The organism is Pseudoalteromonas sp. N1230-9, assembly GCF_032716425.1.
Lineage (GTDB): Bacteria > Pseudomonadota > Gammaproteobacteria > Enterobacterales > Alteromonadaceae > Pseudoalteromonas.
Genome location: NZ_CP090419.1, coordinates 3487366 through 3513142 on the forward strand (window position 1 = coordinate 3487366; position 25777 = coordinate 3513142).

Genomic DNA, 25777 nt, shown 5'->3' on the forward strand with positions numbered 1-25777 from the left:
ATTTTTCAATGATCCAAATCTCAGAAATCGAACTACTTCGTGGTGGTAAAGCACTCCTTAAAGGAGCCAGCGCCACACTTTTCCCTGAACATAAAGTTGGTCTTGTTGGGGCTAATGGTTGTGGTAAATCAACACTGTTTAGTTTGCTAAAGTCTGAGTTGCAGCTCGATGCGGGTGAGTGCAGCATCCCTAAAGATTGGTCCATCGCCTCTGTTAAACAAGAAACACCGGCACTGGAAATAAGTGCGCTTGATTATGTTTTGCAAGGCCACCCTGAGTATTATGCGCTCAGAATCGCACTCCGCGAAGCTGAAAAAAATGACGATGGCGCAGCACAAGCCAAAGCGCATATCGGCCTTGAACATATTCAAGGTTATAGCATCGAAGCCAAAGCTGGTGAACTGCTACATGGCTTAGGCTTTAGTAATGAGCAAATAGGCAACCCTGTCAGTGCCTTTTCAGGTGGGTGGCGTATGCGCCTAAACTTGGCTCAAGCACTTATTCGTGACGCTGACTTATTGCTGTTAGATGAACCAACCAACCACTTAGATCTCGATGCCGTATACTGGTTAGAGCGCTTTTTACGCGCCTATACTGGCACCCTAGTACTGATTTCTCACGACCGTGAATTCTTAGACGCGGTGGTTGATCAAATTTGGCACATCGATCAGCAAAAAATTAATGTTTACAAGGGCCACTACTCGCAATTCGAACGCCAAAAAGCGGAGCGTTTACTGCAACAGCAAGCTATGTTCGAAAAGCAACAAGAACAAATAGCCCATCTAGAAAAGTTTATTACACGCTTTAAGGCCAAAGCGAGTAAAGCAAAACAAGCACAAAGCCGCGTAAAAGCCTTAGAGCGAATGGAAAAACTAGCGCCTGCGCATGCCGATTCTCCTTTCGATTTTGAATTTGCAGAACCCACTGCGCTGCCAAACCCGTTAATGACACTCGACCAAGCCAAAGCGGGCTATGGCGACATCACTATTTTACATAGTATTAAGCTAAACCTAGTACCTGGTAGCCGTATTGCCCTGCTTGGCCGAAATGGTGCAGGTAAGTCTACACTTATCAAGCTGTTAGCAGGTGAACTTGACCCACAAGCGGGCGAAGTGTTCCAGCATCAAGGTTTAAATATTGGTTACTTTGCGCAGCACCAACTGGAGTCTCTTGATTTAACAGCCAGTGCTGTTACGCATTTACAACGTTTAAATCCGCAAGCAACAGAGCAATCACTGCGCGACTTTTTAGGAGGCTTTGCCTTCATTGGTGATAAAGCCCTTGAGCCAGTTGCGCCATTTTCGGGGGGTGAAAAAGCACGTTTAGTGCTGGCGATGTTGGTATATCAAAAACCCAACTTACTCTTACTGGATGAGCCTACCAACCACCTTGATTTAGAAATGCGACATGCTCTTGTAATGGCACTGCAAGGATTTGAAGGTGCGATGGTTACCGTATCGCACGACCGCCATATGCTAAAAAATACCGCCGATGAGTATTACCTTGTTGATAACGGCGAAGTCACACAATTTGGCTACGACCTTGATGCTTATTACCAGTGGCTTCTAAATGCGAATAAAGAAGCGGCGAAAACACCAGAAGATAATGCAACAAAAGCTCATTCAAGTGTAAACCGCAAGGAACAAAAGCGCTTAGAAGCTGAATTTAGAAAGTCAGTGCAGCCATTAAAAAAGCTAATCGACACGCTTGAAAAGCAGCTCGATAAGTACTCAACAGAACTTAATGAAGTTGAAACCGCACTCGGCGACAATGATTTATATAATGACGACAATAAAGCAAAGCTAACAAAGTTACTAACGAAGCAAGCTGAGTTAACCCCAAAACTAAATGCCGTTGAAGAAGAATTATTGATGGCGCTGGAAGAACTCGAAGAAAAAGAACAGGCCTTTGCCGATGAAACCGCTTAATAGCGAAGCATTTTGGCAGTTTGCGTGCCGGCTTTATGATGAAGAAGGCATGCAAACACGGCTGTTAGATTATCAAAGCCAGCAAGGCAAAAATGTGAATTTGTGCTTGTTGCTTTATTATTTAGACTCTCTTGAGCTTGCTTTAAACAAATCTCAACTTAATCAGCTTGAATTATGCATTGTTGAGTTTGACGAGCTGGTATTAAAACCTCTACGCACGGCTCGCGGCTATCTAAAAGCCAATCAAGTCGACATTGCTGACTACGCCACGATTCGTAAAGAATTACTCAGTACAGAACTAAAGCTCGAAAAACAACAGCAGCAAATGCTCATTGATAGCGTGAATACTTGCACACTTACATCAAACCCAAAAGCAGATAATTTAAAGTTGTATATAAGATAAAGGTGATTAGCAAACCCAACTCATATCACCACTACCTTACCCCATAAAATTTCACAGCAATAAAATAACGCTCTCGCTCGAATAAAGGCGAGTACTAATAACTCAGACTCAGCAAACTTGATCCAAATCAACTTCTAAATCGCCTTGTGTAGCTTCAGGAAAATAGCTTGATCTGGATCATGTCAGGCTATGCCAAGCCAGCCTATGATTAACCCATAGACATTAGGAGGCACAACCATGAACGTATTCTTTAGAGATTTTTTTAGCGACCCAGTCTTATTTATGTCATTTGGCATTTTGGCAGTTGTTATCGTTTTATGCCTTTTTTACGTCGGGTATTTCATTAAAAAAGTACACGACGCTGAAGTTCCTAAGTAAGAATTAAGCACGACGCACAAAGCCCCTATCCAATTTTATTGTTTAGGGGCTTTTTATTTGCATAAGCCAAAATCGTTAAACTGTTCTAAAAAAGCAAAAACTTGCTACAATAGGCGCTTGTTTTGTCTTTAAAGTGTCAACTATGTTACCTGAGTTTAAACCTGCGTGGTGGATGCGCAATCGCCATTTACAAACCATAATGCCGCGCTTTTTTCGCCCTTTTCATAAAACACGTTACAACTTATCGACACTTAACACTCCAGATGGTGATTTCTTAGAACTTGCATGGGCACACCCCCACAATGACCAAGCACCACTGGCAATTGTATTGCACGGGCTTGAAGGCAATATAAATAGCTTTTATGCCAAGGGCATGATGAAAAAACTAAAGCAGCAAGGGTTTGCGGTTGTGCTTATGCATTTTCGCAACTGCTCACGGGAAGTTAATCGATTGGCTCGTGCCTATCATAGTGGTGAAACTGAAGACCTGCGCTTTTTTATTAATTATTTGAAAGGTAAATTTCCTTCTCGCCCATTATTTGCCGTCGGCTTTTCTTTAGGTGGCAATGTCTTAGCTAAATACTTAGGTGAACAAGGCAAATCCTCACACTTAACTGGCGCTGCGGTAGTATCGGCGCCATTTGACTTGTCTGCCTCGTGTGAAATTATTCGTAAAAGTTTGTGCAAGATATACCAAAAATACCTGCTTGATCGCATGAAAAAATCAATGCAAAGAAAGTTGCCACAAATTCAGCAACAAATAAATCTCACACCTGAAAAGTTAAAATCAATTAACGACTTATGGCAGTTTGATGACATGCTAACCGCCCCCTTACATGGCTTTTCAGGGGCAGAAGATTATTATCAACAAGCCAGCGCTAAACCTTATCTAAAAACAATCGCAACACCGACCCTAATTGTACATGCTAAAGATGACCCCATGCTATCAGTAAAAGCTGTGCCTAATGGTACAGATGTCAGTGACTATGTTACTCTGCGAGTGTCAGACAAAGGCGGGCACGTAGGCTTTATTAGTGGTAATAACCCATTTAAGCCTGTTTATTGGTTAGAGCACATAGTGCCTAGCTACTTCACACAGATCGTTAAAAAAGAGCAGTTATGATCATCCCTCATGAACAAATTGATAAAGACACGCTATATAACTTAATTGAAAGTTATGTGCTACGTGAAGGCACCGATTATGGTGAGCAAGAGGTAAGTATTGAAAATAAAGTTGCGCAGGTTCATCAACAGCTTAAAAGTGGTGAAGCGATGGTGTTTTTTTCTGAGTTACATGAATCAGTAACAATAATATCGAAAGCTGAATTCGTTGCTCTGCAAGCTGATCCTGAGTGTCAAGCGTCGTTTAACGACTAAACTTGTAAGTTATACTGTAACCCTTCACAATGGCTTTTTAACTTAAAGAGCCATTAAAAATGAAAAAACTAAGCTCATTGGTTGCCGCCGTTTCGCTGGCTTTAATTAGCCAAGCACACGCTGAACAGGCTACTGCATCAGACAAAGCCATAAAACTGGCAAAAGACACTATTTTAATTGACACCCATATCGATGTGCCTTATCGCATTCATAATAAGTGGGCTGATGTAACAAAAGCCACCGATGACGGCGACTTTGACTACCCACGCGCAGTACAAGGTGGTTTAAACGCTCCTTTCATGTCGATTTATATTCCAGCAAACCTAGAATTTGAAGGCAAAGGGAAAAGCTACCAACTTGCTAATCAGCTGATTGATAGCATGGAAGCCATTGTGCAACGTGCCCCTGATAAGTTTGCTATTGCAGATTCAACCGCTGATATCAAAGCACAGTTTAAACAAGGCAAAATGTCGATTGCAATGGGTATGGAAAACGGCTCGCCGATTGAAGGTGAGATGAAAAACCTTAAGCATTTTTATGATCGTGGTGTGCGCTACATCACCCTTGCACACTCACAGAGCAACCATATTTCTGACTCATCTTATGATATCCGCCGTAAATGGAAAGGCCTGAGCCCATTCGGTAAAGAGTTAGTCAAAGAAATGAATAACATAGGTATGTTGGTAGATGTTTCACATATTTCTGATGATGCATTTTATCAAGTAATGGAAATTTCAAAAGTACCTGTGATTGCATCACACTCTTCACTGCGTAAATATACGCCTGGCTTTGAGCGTAATATGAATGATGACATGCTATTGGCACTGAAAAAGAATGGCGGCGTTATTCAAATCAACTTTGGTTCAAGCTTTGTGACAGCACAAGCTGGCTCTTGGTATGACCAACTAAAATCTGCAAAAGCCGATAAGAAAAAAGACGGTACTAAGCTAAGCAAAGATTTTGACGCAGCTTATCGTGCTAAAAACCCATTCCCTTATGCAAGCCTTGAGCAGGTGCTAGATCACATCGACCATGTCGTTGAGCTCATTGGTATTGATTATGTTGGTATTGGGTCTGACTACGATGGTGTAGGCGACTCTCTACCTACTGGCTTAAAAGATGTAGCAAGCTACCCTAACCTTGTTCAAGGGCTTATGGATAGAGGCTACAGCAATAAAGATATTAAAAAGATTCTAAGTGGCAATATGCTACGTGTTTGGCAACAAGCTGAGGCGTATGCAAAAGCGCACTAACTTTTAATCACTAATCAAAGCGCAGTACTCACTGCGCTTTTTGTTTTTATCCGTACAAGTGATTGATAATACTAACTGCCTGCTTTAATCTGCTGGTATTACAAAGCAACTTGGATGATGTGATATGTCGACTTGGCAAGGAAATATTGCACTTGTTTTGGCAAGCACTGCGCTTGGACTAACGATTTACAACCATTTCAGTGTGGATAAGCAACGTGCTTCTAGTTCACTTCCCTTTACTATCGATGATTCAATTATTCCTAAACAAGATAGAGAAAACCTCGTTGCTCTACACGGATATATTCTTGACTTAGAGACACGCATTAACGAGCTTGAAAATAGTACGCCCACGATTGAGCCTTCGTTTATCGAATCAAAAGTAAAACAAGTCATCGAAGAGCGTGAAAAAGCACGTATCGCAGAAGCAACGAAAAGAAATCCTTCCGTAAATTGGTTCCGACAACTACCTGAAGATTATCGACAGCGTATAAAAGCCGATCCGAACTACGCGAATAAATCGATTAATGATGCATTTACAGCGTTATTAAACATGAGTAATACCGACGATGATCGCCTAGCAGCTTATGGACAACTCAGAATGACCTTAGGTATGCTGAGACGAGACCTGGATGATACACAGGAATCTTCGGCCATTGATGCCATGATAAGCATCAGTGAGTATACAAACGAGCCTAAGATACGCATTCAAGCATTGGAGAATTTATCTCACTTAGATGCAGTTTCACCTAAACTAGCCGACTATTTTCAAAAGCTATTATTAAATGATGCAAATGAGTACGTTAAAAATCTTTCAGCGAGTGCGTTGGTGGCGCAATTTTTCCGCGCCAAGCAGTTGGGAAAAACCCAATTAGCGACGACTCTGGCACAGCGCATCCAAATGCTAGAATCCAATGGTGATAGTAAAGTGGCGAATGCTATGACTAATAACCTCAAACCCTCGCACTTAAGAGATGAGCTCAATAAATTTATCGAGCAGTAGCCAAAACTTTCTGTTAGGCATTAAAAAAGGCCGCCTAGGCGACCTTTTTATAAGCTGTGAAGCTCTATCTGTTGATATTACTCAACGATAGTTGCAACAACACCAGCACCAACTGTACGGCCACCTTCACGGATAGCGAAGCGTAAACCTTCGTCCATCGCGATTGGAGCGATTAATTCTACAGTCATCTTGATGTTATCACCAGGCATTACCATTTCAACGCCGTCTGGTAACTGTACGTCACCTGTTACGTCAGTTGTACGGAAGTAGAACTGTGGACGGTAACCTTTGAAGAATGGCGTGTGACGACCACCTTCATCTTTAGAAAGTACGTATACTTCTGAAGTGAACTTCGTGTGTGGAGTGATTGAACCAGGCTTAGCTAGTACTTGACCACGTTCAACGTCTTCACGCTTAGTACCACGTAGAAGTGCACCGATGTTCTCACCCGCACGACCTTCGTCTAGAAGCTTACGGAACATCTCAACACCTGTACACGTTGTCTTCGTAGTTTCTTTGATACCTACGATTTCAACTTCGTCATTCACGTTGATGATACCAGCTTCAACACGACCAGTTACAACTGTACCACGGCCTTGGATTGAGAATACGTCTTCGATAGGCATGATGAATGGCTTATCGATGTCACGCTCTGGCTCTGGGATGTAAGAATCTAGTGCTTCTGCAAGCTCAACGATTTTGTCTTCCCACTCTTTCTCACCTTCTAACGCTTTAAGCGCAGAACCTTGGATTAGAGGTAGGTCATCACCTGGGAAGTCGTACTCAGAAAGAAGTTCACGAACTTCCATCTCAACTAGCTCAAGTAGCTCTTCGTCGTCAACCATGTCACATTTGTTCATGAATACGATGATGTAAGGTACACCAACCTGACGAGAAAGTAGGATGTGCTCACGAGTTTGTGGCATAGGACCGTCAGTCGCAGCAACTACTAGGATTGCGCCGTCCATTTGAGCAGCACCCGTGATCATGTTTTTAACATAATCGGCGTGTCCTGGACAGTCTACGTGTGCGTAGTGACGAGTTGGTGTATCGTACTCAACGTGTGAAGTTGAGATTGTGATACCACGCTCACGCTCTTCTGGAGCGTTATCGATTGATGCGAAGTCTTTCGCTACACCACCGTATACTTTTGCAAGTACGTTAGTGATTGCTGCAGTTAGGGTAGTTTTACCGTGGTCAACGTGGCCGATTGTACCTACGTTTACGTGCGGTTTTACGCGTTCAAACTTTTCTTTTGCCATGACGGAACCTATCAGTTTTGTGTATCTAGATTACATATGAAAATAATCCACCGAGGGTAGATTAATTTAATTTTTTCAAATTTCAAATAGTTTTTTCTGACAGATAAAGGAAGAAATTAAGATGAGTTCTCGATACTGGTGCTGATAGGCAGATTTGAACTGCCGACCTCACCCTTACCAAGGGTGCGCTCTACCAACTGAGCTATATCAGCAACACCAGAGTCTGGAGCGGGCAGCGGGAATCGAACCCGCATCATCAGCTTGGAAGGCTGAGGTAATAGCCATTATACGATGCCCGCATAGAAACCTGTTCTTAAACTACCTCTAACCGTCAAGAATAAAGTGGTGGAGGGAGCTGGATTCGAACCAGCGAAGGCTGAGCCGTCAGATTTACAGTCTGATCCCTTTGGCCGCTCGGGAACCCCTCCACGAAAATTCTTTACTAAGTCACTTCCGGTAAAAGGAAAGTGGTGCCGACTATCCGAGTTGAACGGATGACCTACTGATTACAAGTCAGTTGCTCTACCAACTGAGCTAAGTCGGCACTGCTTTAGTACGGGGCGAGATTCTAAGGTAAGGTTTATTGTGATGCAACAATAAAATTAAAAAAAGTGTGATTTTATGTGTCAAACGCTCACTATTCAGGCAAATTGCCGCTTTTTTACCGTTTTGTTGTCAGTTCTCGCCAATAATTAAGGCCCTTAAAAACCAATAAGCTATCAAATTGACTGTGAGAAAATGAATCAGCTAGCAATTTTCCATAACCGCCGGCAAACAACAAGGTAACTGATGCATCATTGATATGCTGCTTAGCTTGTTCAATAGCACCTATCGTGGCCACCAGCGCACCATTTTTTAAGCCATTCGGTGTATTACAGCCTAATTCAGAACTAAAAGGTATTTGTGCATCATCAAACACCCGCTTAGTGTTTTGGGTCAACGAGGTCGTCATTAAATCAAGACCTGGTAATATCCATCCCCCTAAATGCGTACCTTCAGAGTTAAGTACATCAATCGTTGTAGCTGTGCCGGCATCAATAATAATGCAGTTTTGCTGAGGATACTCTACAAAAGCAGCAATCACTGCTAACCAACGATCGATCCCTAAATTTTGATACTGCTGATAGGCGCAGCTTAAGGTGGTAAGCTTAGCAGTGACCACCGCTTCAAAGTTAGGAATGGAATGTTGTTGTGCTTGTGCTAATAAAGGCTTGAGTAACTCAGCGCTACCCACACACGCATAAACCAGTTCTTGTATTTGTGACCAAGGTATCGCGTTAAGTTCGCATGCCTGATAATGGTTACCATCAAACAAAACCGCTTTAATTGCGGTATTACCTACATCAACTAACAGTTTCATAACTCAGCCTTACGCAATGAAATTTCTCCACCATAATAGCTTTTCACTTCGCCATCTTGACGAATACGAACGCCACCTTGGCTATCAATTCCTTCACAAATACCACGCCAACTCCGATGCCCTGTATTAAGCTCAACGTATTCATTCGCAAATGCGTTTAACTGATTCCACGACAGATACATATCATTTAAGCCTGTTTGTTGATACTGCGCTAAACGTTTTTCTAAATAAAAGCATAGGTAAGCCACCAGCTTACTTTTATCAAGTTCCTGAACATGTTGACTTAAGTCTGTCCATGCTTGGTCGATATGCTGACTGGCACTTTCTGGCATATGTAAATTGATACCTATACCTATTACAAGCTGACAAGGCCCCTGCGGCTGACCATCAAGCTCAACTAATACACCCGCCAGTTTTTCACGGTTTAAGTAGATATCGTTTGGCCACTTAAGCTCTACATTCAATTGATATAAGGCTTTAAGCGTGTCGTAAACAGCAAGCCCAACAGCAATAGATACGCCCATAGCCGCTTGCAAGCCATCATCCAAACGCCAAAAATAGCTAAAATATAAATTTGCACCAAACGGAGACTGCCAAACGCGCCCACGGCGACCTCTTCCTGCTTGCTGCATTTCTGCAACGAGTACGGTGCCGGACGTGAGTGGAATATCGCTTTGTAAGCGACGCATTAGCTCACTATTGGTAGAATCTATAATTGGCTGTACTTCGACATTAGCGGTGCTGCCACCCAGCTCATTATAATGCTTGCCAATTTTATCTTCGTTCAGTAAGCCCGCACTATTATTAAGGCAATACCCTTTACCCGTGACCTTGAAAATATCGAGCCCCATTTCCTGCAAAGAGTGAATATGTTTACCCACTGCTGCGCGGCTGATACCGAGCTGCTCACCCAATTGCTGACCAGAAATAAAACCACCGGTATTCAGAGCATGTAAAATAGCGAGCTTATTACCATCTGGCGCTTTCATGATGAAGCTCTCAATTCAATATGGTATTCATGTTCGGCGTTAATCAGTCGCACTTCGTGTTGCAGAGCAATTTGATATTTTTGCCAGACCTGCTGCTGAATATGTTTCACCATTTTAATTAAGTCATCACCATTACTATTACCGTGATTTACTAACACCAATGCTTGCTGCTGATGAACCTCTATCCCTGCAACTTTATAGCCTTTTAACCCTGCCTGCTCAATCAACCAGCCTGCGGCAACTTTATGATGCTCAGAATCGACAAAATAATGAGGCAAGTTTGGGTATTGTTGTAACAATAATGCTAGCTGCTCATTACTGATCACTGGGTTTTTGAAAAAACTGCCCGCATTCGCAAGTTCGCTTGGGTTGGGTAATTTACTGTTTCTAGTCGCAATGATTTGCTCAAACACTTGTTGTGGAGAAGGTTGTGTAAGTTTTTGCAATGGCCCATAACTTAGTACTGGCTGCCATTTTTTAGGTAAGAGTAATCCTACTTGAGTGATCACCGCTTTATTTTTAAGTGCATGCTTAAAAATAGAGTCACGATAGCTAAATTGGCACTCGTCTTTGGCTAAACGTTTAATCGTCTTTGTCGCAATATCAAAGTATTCAACATAGCTAACAAACTTTTCCAGCTCTACACCATACGCACCAATATTTTGCACTGGTGCAGCACCAACAGTCCCGGGTATTAAAGCAAGGTTTTCAAGCCCAGGCATGCCATTAGCAATAGTCATAGCAACTAATTGATGCCAATTTTCTCCAGCTGCAATGTGCAATAAAAAGCCATCGCTTTGTTGCTCTATATCTATGCCCTTCGTATTCATGTGGATCACAGAGCCTTGGTAGTCAGATAAAAACACCGTATTACTGCCTTCACCTAAAATACAAAATGGCTCAGAAAAGTCTGTGCTTAAAAGCTGATTCACTTCATCGATTTGATAGATGTGCTGGCATTGGCTTGGCAAAGAAAAGGTATGAAAAGATTGCAGGGACTGAGCCACAAAACGCCTCAAAGGTTACCGGTAACTAATCGCATTAGTGTAACCTATCGTCGCAAAATACGCATTAGATTGTAAAAATCACTCAACCCACTGCACTAATCATGTTATAAAACAGGCTCTTTTTCATTACCGTTCTAGGGTTATTATGAAGTTTAAACCATTACTTTTAAGTCTTGCTATGGCCGGAGCTTGCTCTCAAGCAACTGCTGACGCAATCAGCCAGCACACTTACGCAAACTTAGATGACGTAACAACCACTCACCTATTACTAGATTTAGATGTTGATTTTGATGATAAGCAATTAGAAGGTTTTGTTGAGCATACGCTAGATTGGCATAATGCAACCAGCAAAACGCTTGTTCTTGATACCCGCGATTTAGATATCGACAAAGTCATGTATCAAGATGACAAAGGCAGCTGGCACAACGCTGACTTTACCCTTGCTGCACGTGATGACGTAAAGGGCTCAAAATTAACAATTAAATTTAAAAGCCAAGCGGTTAAGGCGCGTATTTACTACAACAGCCGCCCAGAAGCTTCAGGTTTACAGTGGTTAACACCAGAGCAAACAGCCAGTAAGTCACACCCCTTTATGTACAGCCAATCACAAGCAATTCATGCTCGTAGTTGGATCCCAGTACAAGATACGCCAGCAATGCGCGTGACGTACTCTGCTCGTATTCACACACCAAAAGATATTCGTGCGGTAATGAGTGCAGACAACAAAGATGCGCTCTATAAAGATGGTGACTATTTATTCAATATGCCACAACCCATCTCACCATACTTAATCGCAATTGGTGCGGGTAATCTAGAATTCAAAGCCATGTCTAAGCAAACCGGTATTTTTGCTGAGCCAACCATTTTAGATGCATCTGTGGCTGAGTTTGACGACACGCAAGCGATGATCGATAAAACGAACGCGATGTACGGCGAATATGCATGGGGGCGCTATGACTTATTAATGCTACCACCAAGCTTCCCATTTGGTGGCATGGAAAACCCGCGTTTATCATTCATCACTCCAACGGTCGTTGCTGGCGATAAGAGCTTAGTAAATCTAATTGCTCACGAGCTTGCTCACTCTTGGTCGGGTAACTTAGTGACGAATGCAACGTGGGAAGATTTATGGCTAAACGAAGGCTTCACGTCTTACGTTGAAAACCGCATTATGGAAGAAGTATTTGGTCGTGACCGTGCTGTGATGGAGCAAGCGCTCGATGCCGCTGGCTTACGTAAGCTAATTAAAACGTTACCGGCACCAGATACACGCCTTAACTTAAAACTTAATGGCCGTGATCCTGATGATGCATTTAGTTCAGTGCCTTACACCAAAGGCCAGCTTTTCTTAATCTACCTAGAAAACAAGTTTGGTCGTGATAAATTCGATCCATTTGTAAAAGCTTACTTCGATGAGTTCTCATTTAAGTCTTTAACAACAGCTCAGTTTGTTACTTACTTAAAAGCCAACTTAATCGAAAAGTATCCAGGCATTGTAAGCATGGATAAAGTAAATGAGTGGATTTTTGAGCCTGGTTTACCAAGTGATGCGCCAAACCCAACGTCTGATGCATTCGATAAAGTCGACGCAGTTACAAAAACATGGTTAAACGGTGAAATTAGCGCAGCGGACTTACCAACCGCGGATTGGTCTGTTCATGAGTGGCTACACTTTTTAAATAATCTACCTCGTGATTTAAGCATTGAGAAAATGACTGAGCTTGATAACCAGTTCAATCTAACGCAGTCAACTAATGCTGAGCGTGCTTTTGCATGGTTTATGCTAGCGGTAGGTAATGGTTATCAACCTATCTATCCTGCGCTTGATAAGCACTTATCTGGTATTGGTCGCCGTAAGTTAATTGTGCCACTTTATAAAGCACTAATTAAAAACGGTAAAAAAGACTGGGCGCATGATGTGTACTTAAAAGCCCGTGCGGGTTATCACCCACTTGCACAAGGTACCGTTGACGGCTTATTCGCAAAATAATAAGTCAAACACAAAAAAGGCGCTGAAAATCAGCGCCTTTTAATTTTCCAATTATTAGTTCGTCACTTTATCTAAAAATGCACGACGCTCTTCAGGGCTGGCTTGTTGCCACCAAAACTCAAGCATTGCCGCTGCATTTGGGGTATTTTTCAAGCTCGCCTGTCCACCAGGTACTTTTGCTGGCAAAGTTACAGGTGCAGTCGTTGCCGGTTGACTACTTGATGCAGCAACAGGCGCACTCGCCATGGCTTGAGCAGGTGCTGCACGATAGCCAATGATTGATAATGGCATAGCAAGCTCACTGCCTTTTGCTTTTAAACTTACTTGCGGTGATTCAGCAAACACTTCTGCTGCCACCGCATTGCTGGCACGATTAAACACTAAATCATAGTTTTTGCCGCTTTCAACCGTTACTTCAACCCAAAAAGGCTCAGACTCAACAACTTGATGATCGTCATAACCTTGTTCATAAAGGTCAGTGTATTTTAACTTTAACTGGTAAGTCCCAGGTGCAAGCTCAACATCGTCAACTCGACTAAAAAACGATTGTTCTATTAAACGTTCACCTACCTGTAAAGGCACAAACTCTTCTGGAAAGTGGATAGTTTCAGCTAGACTGCTGGCACTATAAAATAGTGCAAACACACTACCTAGTAATACTGACTTACGCATGATCACTCCTTGGTTGTTTAACTTGCGGCAGTTTCAGTTTGACACTGCAAATAAAGTTTGTCATTAGTGTGCGGTCAATTAACCACGAATTAAGAGAGCTAAGTATGAGCCAAGAGACTATTTTTACAAAGATAATTAACCGCGAAATCCCTTCTGATATCGTGTATGAGGATGATTTAGCACTCGCCTTTAAAGATATAAACCCACAAGCGCCGTTTCATGTATTAATTATTCCAAAAACGCCTATTGCAACGATTAACGACATCACACAGGAGCATGCCCCTCTTGTTGGTCATTTATATGTAGTGGCTGCAAAACTCGCGAAACAATTTGGTTTTAGTGATGATGGTTTTCGTGTCGTTATGAATTGCAATGACCATGGCGGCCAAACCGTGTACCATATCCACCTACACATGCTTGCAGGTAAAGAGATGGGGTGGCCTCCTTATCAAGATAAGAAGAAACAACAAATCTAATACGTTTTAATGTTAATAATTGTAAAAAACAATACAAATTAACTAATACTGTCTATTATAAATAGATATCAGTGAGTTAACATAAATATTAAGGTTAACCAACGGTATTTTTTGAAACAAAATAGACACAAACTGTACTTTTCCTGCGCAAGACTCAGAAATTTCTAATACGAAAGGGGTGGATGGCATGGTAGGATGCAAGAGTCAACTTTATTCAAGAGTGTATAAATATGAGTAGTTCAGCCTTTTTACTATTAGATTCGGAACCGGTTAACACAATTGGCATTAATGTCTTAGAACCTTTATTAAAGACTCAAGGCCTTGCGGTTACATCTGGTACTGATATTTCTGAAGTTCCGGAAGGTACACGCTTGTTATTCATTGAAACATCAAGCACCGACGCGTGGGGAAAACTTAAAGAGCAACTGGTGAATCTTCGTATTAAATGCGACATTGTATTGTTTAATCTTGATGAAAACCCAGAACTTGCGAATCGCGCTTTATTAACGGGTATTCGTGGTGTGTTCTACACAACTGATAATGCCGACGTGTTAATGAAAGGCATTCGTCTATTGTTAGAAGACCAACTTTGGTATCGCCGTGAAATAATGTGTAACGCATTAAATCGCATGTTGCAGTTCAACAAAGATGCATTACATAAATTGACTGATGGTGATATTGAACCTGTTAAACTAACTAAACGCGAAAAAGCGATCATTTCGCTAATGAGCAAAGGTTCTAAAAATAAAGAGATTGCTGAGGACTTAAGTATTAGTCCGCACACGGTGAAAACTCATCTATACAGTGCATTTAGAAAAACTAAATGCCGTAACCGTATTGAGCTTTTATCTTGGGCACAGCAAAATATTCCTGACGAAATTCGTTAAGATTTATTCTCTAAAAAACAGACGCACATTGCGTCTGTTTTTGTTTCTGGTTGCTAAACATAACAATAGACTTTATTCTCAAGCTGTTCATTAATGCCTCGGAAATACAATGCTCGACTCAGCGACCCTCTACTATGCAAGCGCAGCCATGATGGCTGTAATGACATTACTTAGTTATCTCACGTGGCGAACCAACAAAAATACTCCAGGCACCTTACTTTATATTTTTTACCCATTGGTGATGTTTATTTCAGTTATGAGCTTTGCACTGCATGGTCATATCAATAATATCGCGAGTATTTCTATTGCTAACTCATTTATGTTTAGCGCATCAATCATCCACGTTCTCGCAATTTGCCAATTTTTTAATGCGAAATGTATTGGCTTGAGAATCTTTATTGGCATAACTATCACGCTAGCACTAACAATGATTTACCTTGCCACAGACAATACCGAACTGCGTAGTCGAATACTCGTCTCAGATTTACAGCACATTATTGAATCATTATTTTTGCTGGCTCTGTTTATTCGTAATGGTCGTAAAAACTATCCGAATGGCAGCATTGTATACATCATGATTTTAATAATTATTCTTGCGGTATTCACTGGTCGCACGTTAATGATGGGTGATGTCAGTACAGCCAATTTATTATCTGAGAACTGGTTTAGTATCACGCTGTTTATCAATGGTGTCATTGCACCTATGTTTTACGCCACTGGCATGGCTTTACTTTGTAATGAAAGACGCGAGCAGAATTTAAATCAGCTCACCGAAAAAGCGCATAAAGATCTCGAAATCAGAGGGTTATTTTTATCAACTATCAGCCATGAAATTCGTACTCCTTTAAACGGTATCTTAGGCAGTGCGCAGCTAATTATGAACCAATCTAGCGATCCTCGAGATAAACCTTATTGCGAAGCGATTATTAACTCAGCTGAATCCCTTAATTTACTGGTCGATAAGGTACTTGATTATGCAAGTCTCGACCAGCGAGACGAAGCCCTCTACGAAGAAGACGTTGAACTAAAAACATGGCTCAATAACTTGTGCCTATTGCTGAGTCCTCTGGCTGAACAAAAGCACTTAAAGTTTGAACTTATTTATGATCTTCCTGAGCAAGCATGTTACTACTGTGATCAACAAAAGCTCAGACAAGTCATCATCAATCTTGTCGGTAATGCGATTAAATTTACAGATCACGGCTCAGTCAAAATTCATGTAAAACTACTTCAAGAAGGTCAGTTTGAAAACCTACTTCGCATCAGTGTTATTGACTCAGGCCCTGGCATTGAAGATGAAGAAATAGCATATCTAACAGAACCCTATGTACAAAGTAGCGCAGGAAAAGAAAAAGGCGGTACAGGCCTTGGCCTTGCGATTACCAGTCGCTTGCTTGAAAAGCTCGGCAGTAAATTAAATATAGAGAGTGAGCTGTCAAAAGGCAGTACGTTTAGCTTTGATATTAACCTTGCTGTTGGTGAATTAAGCCTTGTAGAACAACGCCATCAATCTAAAGATTATGTCACCGGCTTGGATGTTTTGTTAGTAGAGGACCTCGACTTAAACCAAAAAATTGCGATTGAATTTATGGCTGATGACGAGCATAAAATTAAGCTGGCAAAAGACGGTAACAGCGCAATTGAGCTGATGCAAAAACACCACTTTGATGTCGTACTTCTCGATATGAATTTACCGGATCTCACAGGCCAAGAAGTACTTAAAAGGCTCAAGGCGATGGACCATCTAAACCAACGTACTCCTGTGCTTGCTTTTACTGCAAGCCTCAGTCCTGATGAAATAAAAGAATACTTGGCTCTAGGTATAAAAGACATCGTTGGCAAACCAATCAAACAGCAAAAGCTGCGCCAAGCGCTTAGTGACTCACAGTCAAATCAAGCTGCGAGCATCGCAGTCGAGCTTCGAGATACTCTTTATGATGAAACAGCTGCCGCAGCACTTATTAGTTCATTCAATGAAGATGAAGTATCCTCTATTTATAATGAATTTGTTTTATCAGCCCGTAACAAGCTAATTCGCTGCCAGCAACTCGTTGAAGATGATAAAGAGCAATGTATAAAGCTATTGCACCGCCAAGCAAGTACTGCATTACAGCTTGGCTTTAACCGCTATGGCTTAGAGTTAAAAAAAGTAGAACGTAAATTACTCGATAATAAGCCCCTAAAGGAATCTCTCACCGGTGCGCTAGGCCTTTGGCAAGAAAGCTTGCAGGCATATTTGGCACATGTAAGAAGTGAGCTGAGCTAAATTAGGTGCCGTTTTTACGGAGTTAATTAAATATACAAAGTGCCGTTACTCAAGTAATGATAATTTAAAGCACTCCAGAACCAAGGATAGGACTTATGCTGATTTTTAAAATTTTAATTTTAGTTGCATTATTAAAGCTGTTAATAAATACCGAACGACCCAGTTTATGTGCGGGTATTTACACAGCTATTGTGTTGTTGTTTAACCTAATGTTCGGCCTTGGTTTCATTACATCCATTGTTGGTGCTGCCATTTCTGGGGTATTAGCGTTAATTTATTTTTGGCTGTTAAACCATTTCAGGGATACTGCTATTTTTTGGCTGGTACTCATTTTAGGGCTCGCTATTGGTTTAGTTTAGCTTGCCCTCTGTGGCTCCCCTTGAGTAAAGAACATAATAACGTTTTCAGTAAGTGCAACTTACTTAAACATCAGAGTTGTGGCCATTTCGGCCATACTCATCTTCAAAACGTTCAATATCACATTCATCTAAAATACCTCCGGTTTGCACCTCAATAACAATAAGTGGCTCATGGTAATAGTTAGCTAAACGATGTATTTGCTTTGCTGCAATATAGCAAGACTGATCGGCACTTAGTTCAAATTCATCATCACCTACACGTACACTTGCAATACCTGAAACCACAACCCAATGCTCTGCTCGATGTTGGTGCCGTTGTGTAGACAGCTTAGCGCCACTATTGACACTAATTTTTTTTACTTTAAAGCCAACGCTTTCTACCAATGTGCGATAGTTACCCCACGGCCTAAATACGACCTGATGGTGCGTTAGTTTATCGCTTGCTGATACAGCAAGTTGTTTGAGTAATTCAGGGAGTTTATTAAGGGCATTTTTATCAGCCACTAAAGTCGCATCATGGGTATGTATAATTGCTTTATTAGTCACACCTAACGCGGCAATTGTATGGTCGGCTTCGCTTATTAGTAGATTATTGTCGCTATCAACGCTCACCCCTTGTGAGCTTAAGTAATTACCAAACGGGTCTTTATCAGCAAGTGTCGAAAGCGCAGAAAAGCTCCCTATATCACTCCAATGTAAATCAACCGGGATCACTGCGACATTGTCGCTACGCTCTAAAATAGCATAATCAATTGAATCACTTGGGCATGTACTGAGTACTTTATCATTCGGCCTGAGAAAACCTAGATCTTCTTTAAATTCAGCAGCTTTAGTGACACTGTGTGCTATTTTTGGTGCAAAGCGATTAAGTTCGTTTAAATACACATTAGGTAGAAACAAAAACATGCCACTATTCCAGTTATAGTCACCACTAAGTACGTATTGCTCAGCCAACTTTTGGGCTGGCTTTTCTTTAAACTCTGCAACTTTAAAGCACCCTTCACGGCTCAGTTCTTCACCTTGGCGGATGTAGCCATAACCGGTATGGGGTACGGTCGGTTTAATTGCAAACGTTATTAGTTGCTGCTGTTCACAAAGAGCAATAGCGTCATCTAATCGCGCTATTAACTTTTCAAAATCACTAATATGGTGGTCAGCGGGCATGACTAATAGCGGATCCATTAAACCATTTTGCACTGCATATTCAGCGGCTAGTGCGATAGCTGGTGCCGTGTTTTTACCTTCTGGCTCAAGTAGCAAAGTAAAGTCATCAACGACCTCTGATACCTGTGACTTCGCAATAAAGCGGTGCTCTTCATTACATACCAAAATAGGCGGATTGAAGCGCGAGCTTGTCACTCGTTTCAATGTACTTTGTAGTAGTGACTCATCACTAAGCAAAGATAAAAATTGCTTAGGCATTGCTTTACGCGACAATGGCCATAGACGAGAGCCGATGCCACCAGCAAGAATAACAGGCGTGATTTTGTAACTCATGATTGCTTACAGTAAAAAAACCAACCATGAGTTTAACAAACTTTTAAGAGTTCGGCTTAGAGTAACTGAAATTGATCAGCATCTAAGTGGGCAGGAAAAGTACGGCGAAAATCCTCCAGTGGTGATTTTTCTAAATGCTGAATAATGATACCCGACTGATTATCATCGAGCTTAGCAAGTGTTTCCCCTTTAAAATCATAAATTGCTGTGCCACCACTGTGAGCAACATCATTGCCATCTTCTCCGACACGATTGACACCTGCAACATAACAAAGGTTTTCCATCGCTCGTGCTTTTAATAATGTGTCCCATACATGACGTCTGGCTGCTGGCCAGTTTGCGATATTAATCATTACATCATAATCATCATTGTTACGCTGAAACACGGGAAAGCGTAAGTCATAACACACTTGTGGGAGAATACGAAAATCATTGATGGTAAACACCTCACGCTGTTTCCCTGCAATAACATAATCGCCTTCGTTACCTAAGCAGAATAAATGGCGTTTATCGTAAAATCTCACTTCACCATTTGGCCAAACCCAATAAAAGCGGTTTGCCTTTTTGTCTCCTTGCACAACCAGCACAGACCCAGCAATCACGGCATTCTTTTGCTTTGCAGTGGCTTGTAACCAATTTAGTACTTCACCCTGCTCTGGCTCACTGCAATCAAGATTAATCGCAAAACCCGTGGCAAAGGTTTCTGGTAATACAATTAAATCAACTTGCTCATTGAAGCTATTAAGCTGCTCAGTAAAGCGTGCAAGGTTAGCGCTTTTATCAAGCCAATGCAGTGATGACTGTACTAAAGCTAAGGTTAAAGTTGACATAAAATCTCCGCGGCACGTTTTAACGTGTCATCATTTTTGGCAAAACATAACCGTATCACTTTATCGTGACTCTGAGTGCTGTAAAACACACTCAATGGAATTGCCGCCACACCTGCTTGCTCAACTAACCAATGACAAAACTCAACATCATCCAAATCAGACACATCACTGTAATCAAGCAATAAGAAATAGGTTCCTTCACTTGGCAAAATAGTGAAACGGCTTTCTTTTAATGCTTCACTTAGTAAGTCACGCTTTTGCTGGTAAAATTCATTTAACTGTTCAACATGCTCAGGTTTTAACTCTAACATATCAGCGAGTGCATGCTGCGCAGGAGTAAAACTAGAAAATGTCACGTATTGATGAATTTTACGAAACTCCTTCATTAACTCACTCGGTGCCACACAGTAACCCATTTTCCACCCCGTACTGTGGAAGGTTTTACCAAAGCTTGAAATAACAAAGCTGCGAGCAAACAATTCTGCGTCTGTGAGTACACTTAAATGAGCTTCTTTATCGAAAATAATATGCTCATAAACTTCATCACTGATGACGTATAAATCATGTTTTTTAACAAGATCCTTAAGTGCTGAAACGTCTTCAGCTTTAAGCGTTTTGCTACTCGGGTTGTGTGGTGTATTAATGATAATAGCACGGGTTTTTTCACTAATCGCATTTGCAACAGCTTGCCAATCAATACAATAATCAGGAGCCTGTAATGCCACATGAACCGAGCGCCCACCAGCCAGCTCAATCGCCGGTTGGTATGAGTCATAAGCGGGATCAAACACCACTACTTCATCACCCTCTTTTACAAGCGTTTGAATGGCAACAAATAATGCTTCGGTTGCGCCTGATGTCACCGTTACTTGTTGCTCATAATTTATGTTGTTATGGTATTTTCTAGCTATCAGTGCCGCAATTTGCTGTTGCAGGCGCACAATGCCACTAGATGGTGCGTATTGATTAAAGCCCTCTAACACATAATGGTTGAGCTGTTTTTTTAGCAGTTCAGGCGCATCGAATTCAGGAAAACCCTGAGATAAATTAATAGCTTGATGCTGATTTGCCAAAGCTGTCATTTGACTAAAAATACTGGTGCCTAAGTTTGGCAATTTACTTTCAAACACAGAGATTCCTTAAAGATGGTTTTGCGCCCGAAGCGATGCTATCATTGCTTAAAACAGATGTATAGCCGTCTAAAAAATTTTTAGAATGTCGAGGAATGTATGCATAACAATACCGCTATTTCAGAACTAATTGAAGCTGGTAAGTGGGTAAGCCAACGTGGTTGGGTTCCTGCTACTGGTGGTAACTTCTCAGCACGTACAGAAAGTGGTTATGTGGTCACCGCCAGTGGTTTTGATAAAGGCCAACTTGGTACCCATGCATTTATTGAGTTTGATCATAACGGAAACCGCACTAAGGGCTCAGGTAAACCATCCGCAGAAACAGAGCTTCACTTGAACATGTATAAGCTGATCCCGTCAGCAAAATTTGTTCTTCATACCCACTCAGTAGCTGCAACAGTATTATCTCGCGTAATCAAAGGTCATGCTATTCATTTGCATGGCTATGAAATGCAAAAAGCCTTGAGTGGTGTAAAATCACATCTAGATACACTTAGTATTCCTATTTTTGATAATGACCAAGATATTGACCGTTTAAGCTTATTGGTCAGTGACCATCACTTACACACACCAATTGAACATGCAGTGCTTATTCGTGGTCATGGTTTATACGTTGTAGGCAGAGACGTTAAAGAAGTTTTACGCCACTTAGAAGGGCTAGAGTTTTTATTTAGTTGTGAACTCGAACGTCTAAAACTAGAAGGCATTCAAGCTGGAGTGCAGCTATGATCAAAGCAATTTTAACCGATATTGAAGGCACAATTACCCGCATCTCGTTTGTCAAAGATGTGTTATTTCCTTATGCTGCAGGGCAACTCCCTGAGTTTATTAAAACACACAAGAACGACCCTGACGTTGCCGAGCAGATAAGCGCAGTCAAAACGCACATTGAGCAGCCAGAGGCTGACTTAGAAACAGTAATAAATACCTTGCTACACTGGATTGCAACAGATCAAAAAGTCACACCATTAAAACAATTACAGGGTTTAATTTGGCAAACAGGCTATGAAAATGGCGATTTTACAGGTCATATTTACCCTGATGCTTATGATTTCTTGCAAGCTCAAAAACAAGCAGGAAAAAATCTATATGTTTACTCTTCTGGCTCAGTAAAAGCGCAACACCTTATTTTTGAGTTTTCTGATTACGGCGATATTAGACCTTTGTTCAGCAACTACTTCGACACTAAAGTTGGCGCTAAACAACAACAGCGCTCGTACGAGAATATTATTGCAGAATTGCCATTTGACGCCGCAGAGGTGTTGTTCTTAAGCGATGTGGAAGCAGAACTTAATGCTGCAAAAGCCGCAGGCCTTCGTACCTTACACCTTGTTCGTGATGGCCAACAAGTGAGCGACGCTCATCCATACATTAATGATTTTACGACATTTAGCGCGGAGCTTTTAGCATGAGTCAATTAACGATTTTTAATGATAACAACGCTGACGATGTATTGTTTTATAGTGAAGACTTAAGTGCCATTGCAAAAGAACTTAAAGCAGTAGGTGTACGTTTCGAGCAATGGAAAGCAACTCAGCATATTGATGAGAGCACCAGTCATGACGCGATTTTAGCTGCCTATGCTAACGATATAGAACAGCTTAAGACTGAAGGGGGCTATCAAACTGTCGATGTTATTTCGCTTGCTAAAGGTAACCCTAATGCAGCGGAATTACGTAGCAAGTTTTTATTTGAACATACTCACAGCGAAGATGAAGTGCGCTTTTTTGTAAAAGGCCAAGGGTTATTTTGCTTACATTTAAACGATAAGGTCTATCAAGTGCTTTGCGAGCAAGGTGACTTGATTTCTGTGCCAGAGCTTACCCCTCACTGGTTTGATATGGGGAGTAATCCTGAATTTACAGCAATTCGCTTATTTAATAATACCGAAGGATGGGTTGCTAAAAGTACAGAATCAGCAATCGCTAAAAGTTTCCCGTTACTGGATTAATATGGAAAAGTTGTTTTCATATGGGACGTTGCAATACCCTCAAGTTCAGCTAGACACTTTCGGGCGCTTACTCGAAGGTCAGTCAGCCACCTTATTAGGTTATGTCATTGGCGAAATTGAAATTACTGATGCGGCAGTTTTAAAAAGTAGTGGGCAGCGTTTTCATCCTGCCCTACTTTACACTGGGAATCAAAACGACACAGTTAATGGCACAATTTACGCAATTACAAAGCAAGAGCTTGCCCAAGCTGATGAGTATGAGGTTGATGATTATCAACGGATTGCACAGCAGTTTAAGTGTGGAGCAAATGCGTGGGTTTATGTGGTGAAAAGCTCCCTTTAAAACCAGTAAAGCGCTTATAAGTAAGCGCTTTCCCAAATCGCTAGCTTAACTCTGTTAATGCCCCACGCGCAATGTCTGCTTGATTATAAACGCCCGTATCAAGTACCCACCCTGTTACTAGCTTAGCCGGCGTGACATCAAAAGCAGGATTATAAACCCGTGCATTATTAGGGGCCCACAAGGCTTCGCCAAAGCTGCCACTCACACCACGCACCTCAATGGGGCTGCGCTGTTCGATTTCAATATCATCACCGCAGGCTGTTTTTGTATCTAACGTAGTGAGAGGCGCAACAACATAAAATGGGATATTATGAAAGTGAGCTAAAACAGCAAGATTGTAGGTGCCTACTTTATTGGCAAAATCCCCATTAGCGGCAATGCGGTCTGCTCCAACAAAGATTTTATCGACTTTACCCGCTGCCATTAGACTTGCAGCCATATTATCGCAAATTAATGTGTACGGTATTTGCCAACGTTCAAGCTCGAATGCAGTAAGACGACCACCTTGTAATAAAGGCCTTGTTTCATCAACCCATACATGAATATCACCGTGGCGTTGTTGTGCTTTATATATCACGCCTAGTGCAGTACCAATGCCCGCAGTAGCTAATGCACCTGTATTACAGTGGGTAAGAATGTTATCGCCTTTTAATACAAGGTTTGCACCATGTTCAGCCATGCTATCGCAAAGCGCTATATCCTCATTAAATAACTGCTCTGCTGTTTTAACTATCTCTTCAACAAAGTCACTTTTTGCTAAAGCCTCTCGCAGCTTGGTCATGCAATGCATCAGGTTCACAGCCGTTGGTCTGGTAGACTCTAACTCATCAATCGCATCTGCAAGCGCTTCTTTACTCATGCCTTGCTCAGCCAAGTGAGCTACAAGCAAGCTCGCTCCAAGACCAATCAAAGGTGCTCCACGTATTTTCAACGTTAAAATCAGATCTTTCATTGCTGCAACATCGTGACATACATGCCAATGTTGTTGATGAGGCAGTAAATACTGGTCAAGCACTGTTAAAGTACCACTTTGATATTTAATGCTATTTGCGATGAGGTCTTTCATAGTAAGTCCAAGTTACTTAATTAGCAGATTGCTATTCTACAGCAGTTTTTACAACTAACAAGCTGGATGTATGGACATCTAAACGCATGAAGGTATAGAATGCTTAAAGTTACTTTTCAATGAGATGAAACCATGGCGAACTACATAGCCTTCACTGCAGAACATGCTATTGATTATATTAAAGAAATCATCAAAAAAGAGTTGATTACTGTTTTCGCTGATAATGCAGAGCTCAACGCTTATGAGTTTGGTGATGGTAATTTAAACCTCGTTTTTCGTATCGCAGATCAAGATGGTAACAGCGTAATTCTCAAACAAGCTTTACCCTACGCCCGCTGTGTTGGTGAGTCGTGGCCATTATCATTAGATAGAGCTCGTATTGAAGCCGAAGTACTTATCAATCATGGTCAATTATGCCCTGAGCATACCGTCACAGTTTTGCATCATAATGCTGATTTAGCATTAACGGTTCTTGAAGACCTGGGGCACCTACAAATATTGCGTGGTGCACAAATCAATGCAGAACAATTTCCAAAGCTGGCAAGCCATGTCGCACTTTACCTCAGCTATACAAGCTTTTATAACTCTGATTTTTATTTATCTGCAGAAGAAAAAAAGACCAAAGTCAGTCAATTTATTAACCCTGACTTGTGCAAAATTACAGAAGATTTGTTCTTTACCGATCCCTATATTGAGCATGAGCGAAATAACTTTCCTACCGAACTTAAAAGTCATGTAGAGAGTATTCGTAATAATCAGGCTCTAAAACTCGCAGCAGCCAAGTTAAAAGCTAAGTTCCTATCGAGCCCACAAACTTTATTACACGGTGACATACACAGCGGCAGTATTTTTGTGGATGCAAACACCACCAAAATGATAGACCCCGAGTTTGGCTTTTTTGGCCCTATTGGCTTCGATATTGGTTCTTTTATGGGGAACCTGTTACTAAACTATTGTGCTCAAAATGGCCGTATTACTGAGCTTGCAAAGCGCCGTCAATATCAAACACATTTATTAACCTGCTTACAAGATTGCTATAACCAGTTTGAACAACACTGGCTACGTCTTGCTAGTAGCGAAACAACTGATATTAGCTTTGCAAGTAACGCATTTACTGAAGATTATTTACACGATGTATTGCGTGACGCGATTGGTTATTGTGGTGCTGAGCTTATTCGCCGCACGATTGGCCTCGCACATGTTGCTGATATTGATGGTATAGAAGATGAGCAAGCTCGACTGGCTGTACAACAACAAACGTTGGTACTGGGTGAACAACTCATGCTCAATGCAACAAGTTGCACCTCTAAAGATGAGTTTTACTCATTACTTGTCAGCTTATTAAATTAAATA

Annotated in this window: 26 protein-coding genes and 4 tRNA genes; 17 read left to right on the forward strand and 13 right to left on the reverse strand. The window is 41.5% G+C overall.

What is annotated here, in order from left to right; genetic code table 11:
- Positions 1–8 precede the first annotated feature (8 nt).
- The 7 genes from LY624_RS16390 (at position 9) to LY624_RS16420 (ending at position 6339) form a co-directional block, all read left to right on the forward strand.
- Positions 9–1928, forward strand: coding sequence for an ATP-binding cassette domain-containing protein (locus tag LY624_RS16390; RefSeq protein WP_341803494.1), 1920 nt, complete (start codon positions 9–11; stop codon positions 1926–1928).
- Positions 1915–2331 carry a TIGR02444 family protein gene (locus tag LY624_RS16395; RefSeq protein ID WP_341803495.1) on the forward strand — a complete coding sequence of 139 codons (417 nt, stop codon included), beginning with the start codon at positions 1915–1917 and terminating at the stop codon, positions 2329–2331. Before LY624_RS16390 ends, LY624_RS16395 begins: the two co-directional genes overlap by 14 nt.
- Before the next feature lie 237 nt (positions 2332–2568).
- Entirely contained in the window at positions 2569–2709 is a 141-nt protein-coding gene (locus LY624_RS16400) for a DUF3149 domain-containing protein (protein ID WP_074989877.1), read from the forward strand.
- Positions 2710–2851: 142 nt separating this feature from the next.
- The gene (locus LY624_RS16405; protein WP_237120369.1) at positions 2852–3832 is read left to right on the forward strand and encodes a hydrolase; all 981 of its coding nucleotides are present in this window, start codon (positions 2852–2854) and stop codon (positions 3830–3832) included.
- Positions 3829–4086: a YheU family protein gene (locus LY624_RS16410; protein WP_341803496.1), complete on the forward strand. Its 258-nt coding sequence runs from the start codon at positions 3829–3831 to the stop codon at positions 4084–4086. The genes LY624_RS16405 and LY624_RS16410 overlap by 4 nt, the downstream gene beginning before the upstream one ends.
- Positions 4087–4145: 59 nt before the next feature.
- Positions 4146–5339 carry a dipeptidase gene (locus LY624_RS16415; protein WP_062568382.1) on the forward strand — a complete coding sequence of 398 codons (1194 nt, stop codon included), beginning with the start codon at positions 4146–4148 and terminating at the stop codon, positions 5337–5339.
- A 124-nt stretch (positions 5340–5463) separates the two neighbouring features.
- The gene (locus LY624_RS16420) at positions 5464–6339 is read left to right on the forward strand and encodes a hypothetical protein (protein WP_341803497.1); all 876 of its coding nucleotides are present in this window, start codon (positions 5464–5466) and stop codon (positions 6337–6339) included.
- 77 nt (positions 6340–6416) lie between these two features.
- Here LY624_RS16420 and tuf read toward each other — a convergent pair whose 3' ends face one another.
- The 8 genes from tuf to murB form a co-directional block, all read right to left on the reverse strand.
- Positions 6417–7601, reverse strand: a complete 1185-nt coding sequence (gene tuf / locus LY624_RS16425; protein ID WP_062567544.1) for an elongation factor Tu — start codon at positions 7599–7601, stop codon at positions 6417–6419.
- Positions 7602–7737: 136 nt separating this feature from the next.
- A tRNA-Thr gene (locus tag LY624_RS16430) sits at positions 7738–7813 on the reverse strand.
- A 12-nt stretch (positions 7814–7825) separates the two neighbouring features.
- Positions 7826–7900: transfer RNA gene (locus tag LY624_RS16435), tRNA-Gly, on the reverse strand.
- 44 nt (positions 7901–7944) lie between these two features.
- Positions 7945–8029: transfer RNA gene (locus LY624_RS16440), tRNA-Tyr, on the reverse strand.
- Positions 8030–8069: 40 nt separating this feature from the next.
- Positions 8070–8145 (reverse strand) — tRNA-Thr (locus LY624_RS16445).
- Between the two features lie 117 nt (positions 8146–8262).
- Positions 8263–8961 (reverse strand): type III pantothenate kinase, encoded by a 699-nt coding sequence (locus LY624_RS16450; RefSeq protein ID WP_130150986.1) that lies wholly within the window; start codon positions 8959–8961, stop codon positions 8263–8265.
- Positions 8958–9950, reverse strand: a complete 993-nt coding sequence (birA, locus tag LY624_RS16455) for a bifunctional biotin--[acetyl-CoA-carboxylase] ligase/biotin operon repressor BirA (protein ID WP_341803498.1) — start codon at positions 9948–9950, stop codon at positions 8958–8960. The genes LY624_RS16450 and birA overlap by 4 nt, the downstream gene beginning before the upstream one ends.
- A complete protein-coding gene (gene murB, locus LY624_RS16460) occupies positions 9947–10957 on the reverse strand; it encodes a UDP-N-acetylmuramate dehydrogenase (protein WP_341803499.1) in 1011 nt (336 codons plus the stop codon). The genes birA and murB overlap by 4 nt, the downstream gene beginning before the upstream one ends.
- A gap of 145 nt (positions 10958–11102) precedes the next feature.
- Here murB and LY624_RS16465 point away from each other — a divergent pair, with 145 nt between their 5' ends.
- Positions 11103–12947: a M1 family metallopeptidase gene (locus tag LY624_RS16465; protein ID WP_341803500.1), complete on the forward strand. Its 1845-nt coding sequence runs from the start codon at positions 11103–11105 to the stop codon at positions 12945–12947.
- 54 nt (positions 12948–13001) lie between these two features.
- On the opposite strand, the gene LY624_RS16470 is transcribed toward LY624_RS16465, so the two are convergent.
- Complete coding sequence (locus tag LY624_RS16470) at positions 13002–13619, reverse strand: DUF2057 domain-containing protein (protein ID WP_341803501.1); 618 nt, start codon at positions 13617–13619, stop codon at positions 13002–13004.
- Between the two features lie 104 nt (positions 13620–13723).
- Here LY624_RS16470 and LY624_RS16475 point away from each other — a divergent pair, with 104 nt between their 5' ends.
- From LY624_RS16475 to LY624_RS16490, 4 genes are all read left to right on the forward strand, one after another.
- Positions 13724–14095 (forward strand): histidine triad nucleotide-binding protein, encoded by a 372-nt coding sequence (locus LY624_RS16475; protein WP_062567538.1) that lies wholly within the window; start codon positions 13724–13726, stop codon positions 14093–14095.
- 230 nt (positions 14096–14325) lie between these two features.
- Positions 14326–14982, forward strand: a complete 657-nt coding sequence (locus LY624_RS16480; RefSeq protein ID WP_062567537.1) for a helix-turn-helix transcriptional regulator — start codon at positions 14326–14328, stop codon at positions 14980–14982.
- A gap of 109 nt (positions 14983–15091) precedes the next feature.
- Entirely contained in the window at positions 15092–17248 is a 2157-nt protein-coding gene (locus LY624_RS16485) for an ATP-binding protein (protein WP_341803502.1), read from the forward strand.
- Between the two features lie 95 nt (positions 17249–17343).
- On the forward strand, positions 17344–17607 hold the full coding sequence (locus LY624_RS16490) for a hypothetical protein (RefSeq protein WP_193987982.1): 264 nt from the start codon (positions 17344–17346) through the stop codon (positions 17605–17607).
- Between the two features lie 63 nt (positions 17608–17670).
- On the opposite strand, the gene LY624_RS16495 is transcribed toward LY624_RS16490, so the two are convergent.
- Genes LY624_RS16495 through LY624_RS16505 form a run of 3 tightly spaced genes read right to left on the reverse strand, consistent with a single transcriptional unit; the run spans position 17671 to position 21064 of the window.
- Positions 17671–19104 carry a mannose-1-phosphate guanylyltransferase/mannose-6-phosphate isomerase gene (locus LY624_RS16495; RefSeq protein WP_341803503.1) on the reverse strand — a complete coding sequence of 478 codons (1434 nt, stop codon included), beginning with the start codon at positions 19102–19104 and terminating at the stop codon, positions 17671–17673.
- 56 nt (positions 19105–19160) lie between these two features.
- On the reverse strand, positions 19161–19934 hold the full coding sequence (locus tag LY624_RS16500) for an amidohydrolase (RefSeq protein ID WP_341803504.1): 774 nt from the start codon (positions 19932–19934) through the stop codon (positions 19161–19163).
- Positions 19922–21064, reverse strand: coding sequence for a methionine aminotransferase (locus LY624_RS16505; protein ID WP_341803505.1), 1143 nt, complete (start codon positions 21062–21064; stop codon positions 19922–19924). The genes LY624_RS16500 and LY624_RS16505 overlap by 13 nt, the downstream gene beginning before the upstream one ends.
- 99 nt (positions 21065–21163) lie before the next feature.
- Between LY624_RS16505 and LY624_RS16510 the strand changes: the two genes are divergently transcribed.
- The 4 genes from LY624_RS16510 to LY624_RS16525 are packed head-to-tail and all read left to right on the forward strand — an operon-like array spanning position 21164 to position 23358.
- Positions 21164–21793 carry a methylthioribulose 1-phosphate dehydratase gene (locus LY624_RS16510; RefSeq protein WP_130150976.1) on the forward strand — a complete coding sequence of 210 codons (630 nt, stop codon included), beginning with the start codon at positions 21164–21166 and terminating at the stop codon, positions 21791–21793.
- A complete protein-coding gene (gene mtnC, locus LY624_RS16515) occupies positions 21790–22476 on the forward strand; it encodes an acireductone synthase (protein WP_341803506.1) in 687 nt (228 codons plus the stop codon). The genes LY624_RS16510 and mtnC overlap by 4 nt, the downstream gene beginning before the upstream one ends.
- A complete protein-coding gene (locus LY624_RS16520; RefSeq protein ID WP_130150974.1) occupies positions 22473–23015 on the forward strand; it encodes a 1,2-dihydroxy-3-keto-5-methylthiopentene dioxygenase in 543 nt (180 codons plus the stop codon). The genes mtnC and LY624_RS16520 overlap by 4 nt, the downstream gene beginning before the upstream one ends.
- A 1-nt stretch (position 23016) precedes the next feature.
- A complete protein-coding gene (locus LY624_RS16525) occupies positions 23017–23358 on the forward strand; it encodes a gamma-glutamylcyclotransferase family protein (protein WP_341803507.1) in 342 nt (113 codons plus the stop codon).
- A gap of 40 nt (positions 23359–23398) precedes the next feature.
- Here the strand turns inward: LY624_RS16525 and mtnA are convergent, their stop codons facing one another.
- Entirely contained in the window at positions 23399–24424 is a 1026-nt protein-coding gene (gene mtnA / locus LY624_RS16530; protein ID WP_341803508.1) for an S-methyl-5-thioribose-1-phosphate isomerase, read from the reverse strand.
- Positions 24425–24556: 132 nt separating this feature from the next.
- On the opposite strand from mtnA, the gene mtnK reads away from it, so the two are divergent.
- Positions 24557–25774, forward strand: a complete 1218-nt coding sequence (mtnK, locus tag LY624_RS16535; RefSeq protein ID WP_130150971.1) for an S-methyl-5-thioribose kinase — start codon at positions 24557–24559, stop codon at positions 25772–25774.
- The last annotated feature ends 3 nt before the right edge of the window (positions 25775–25777 follow it).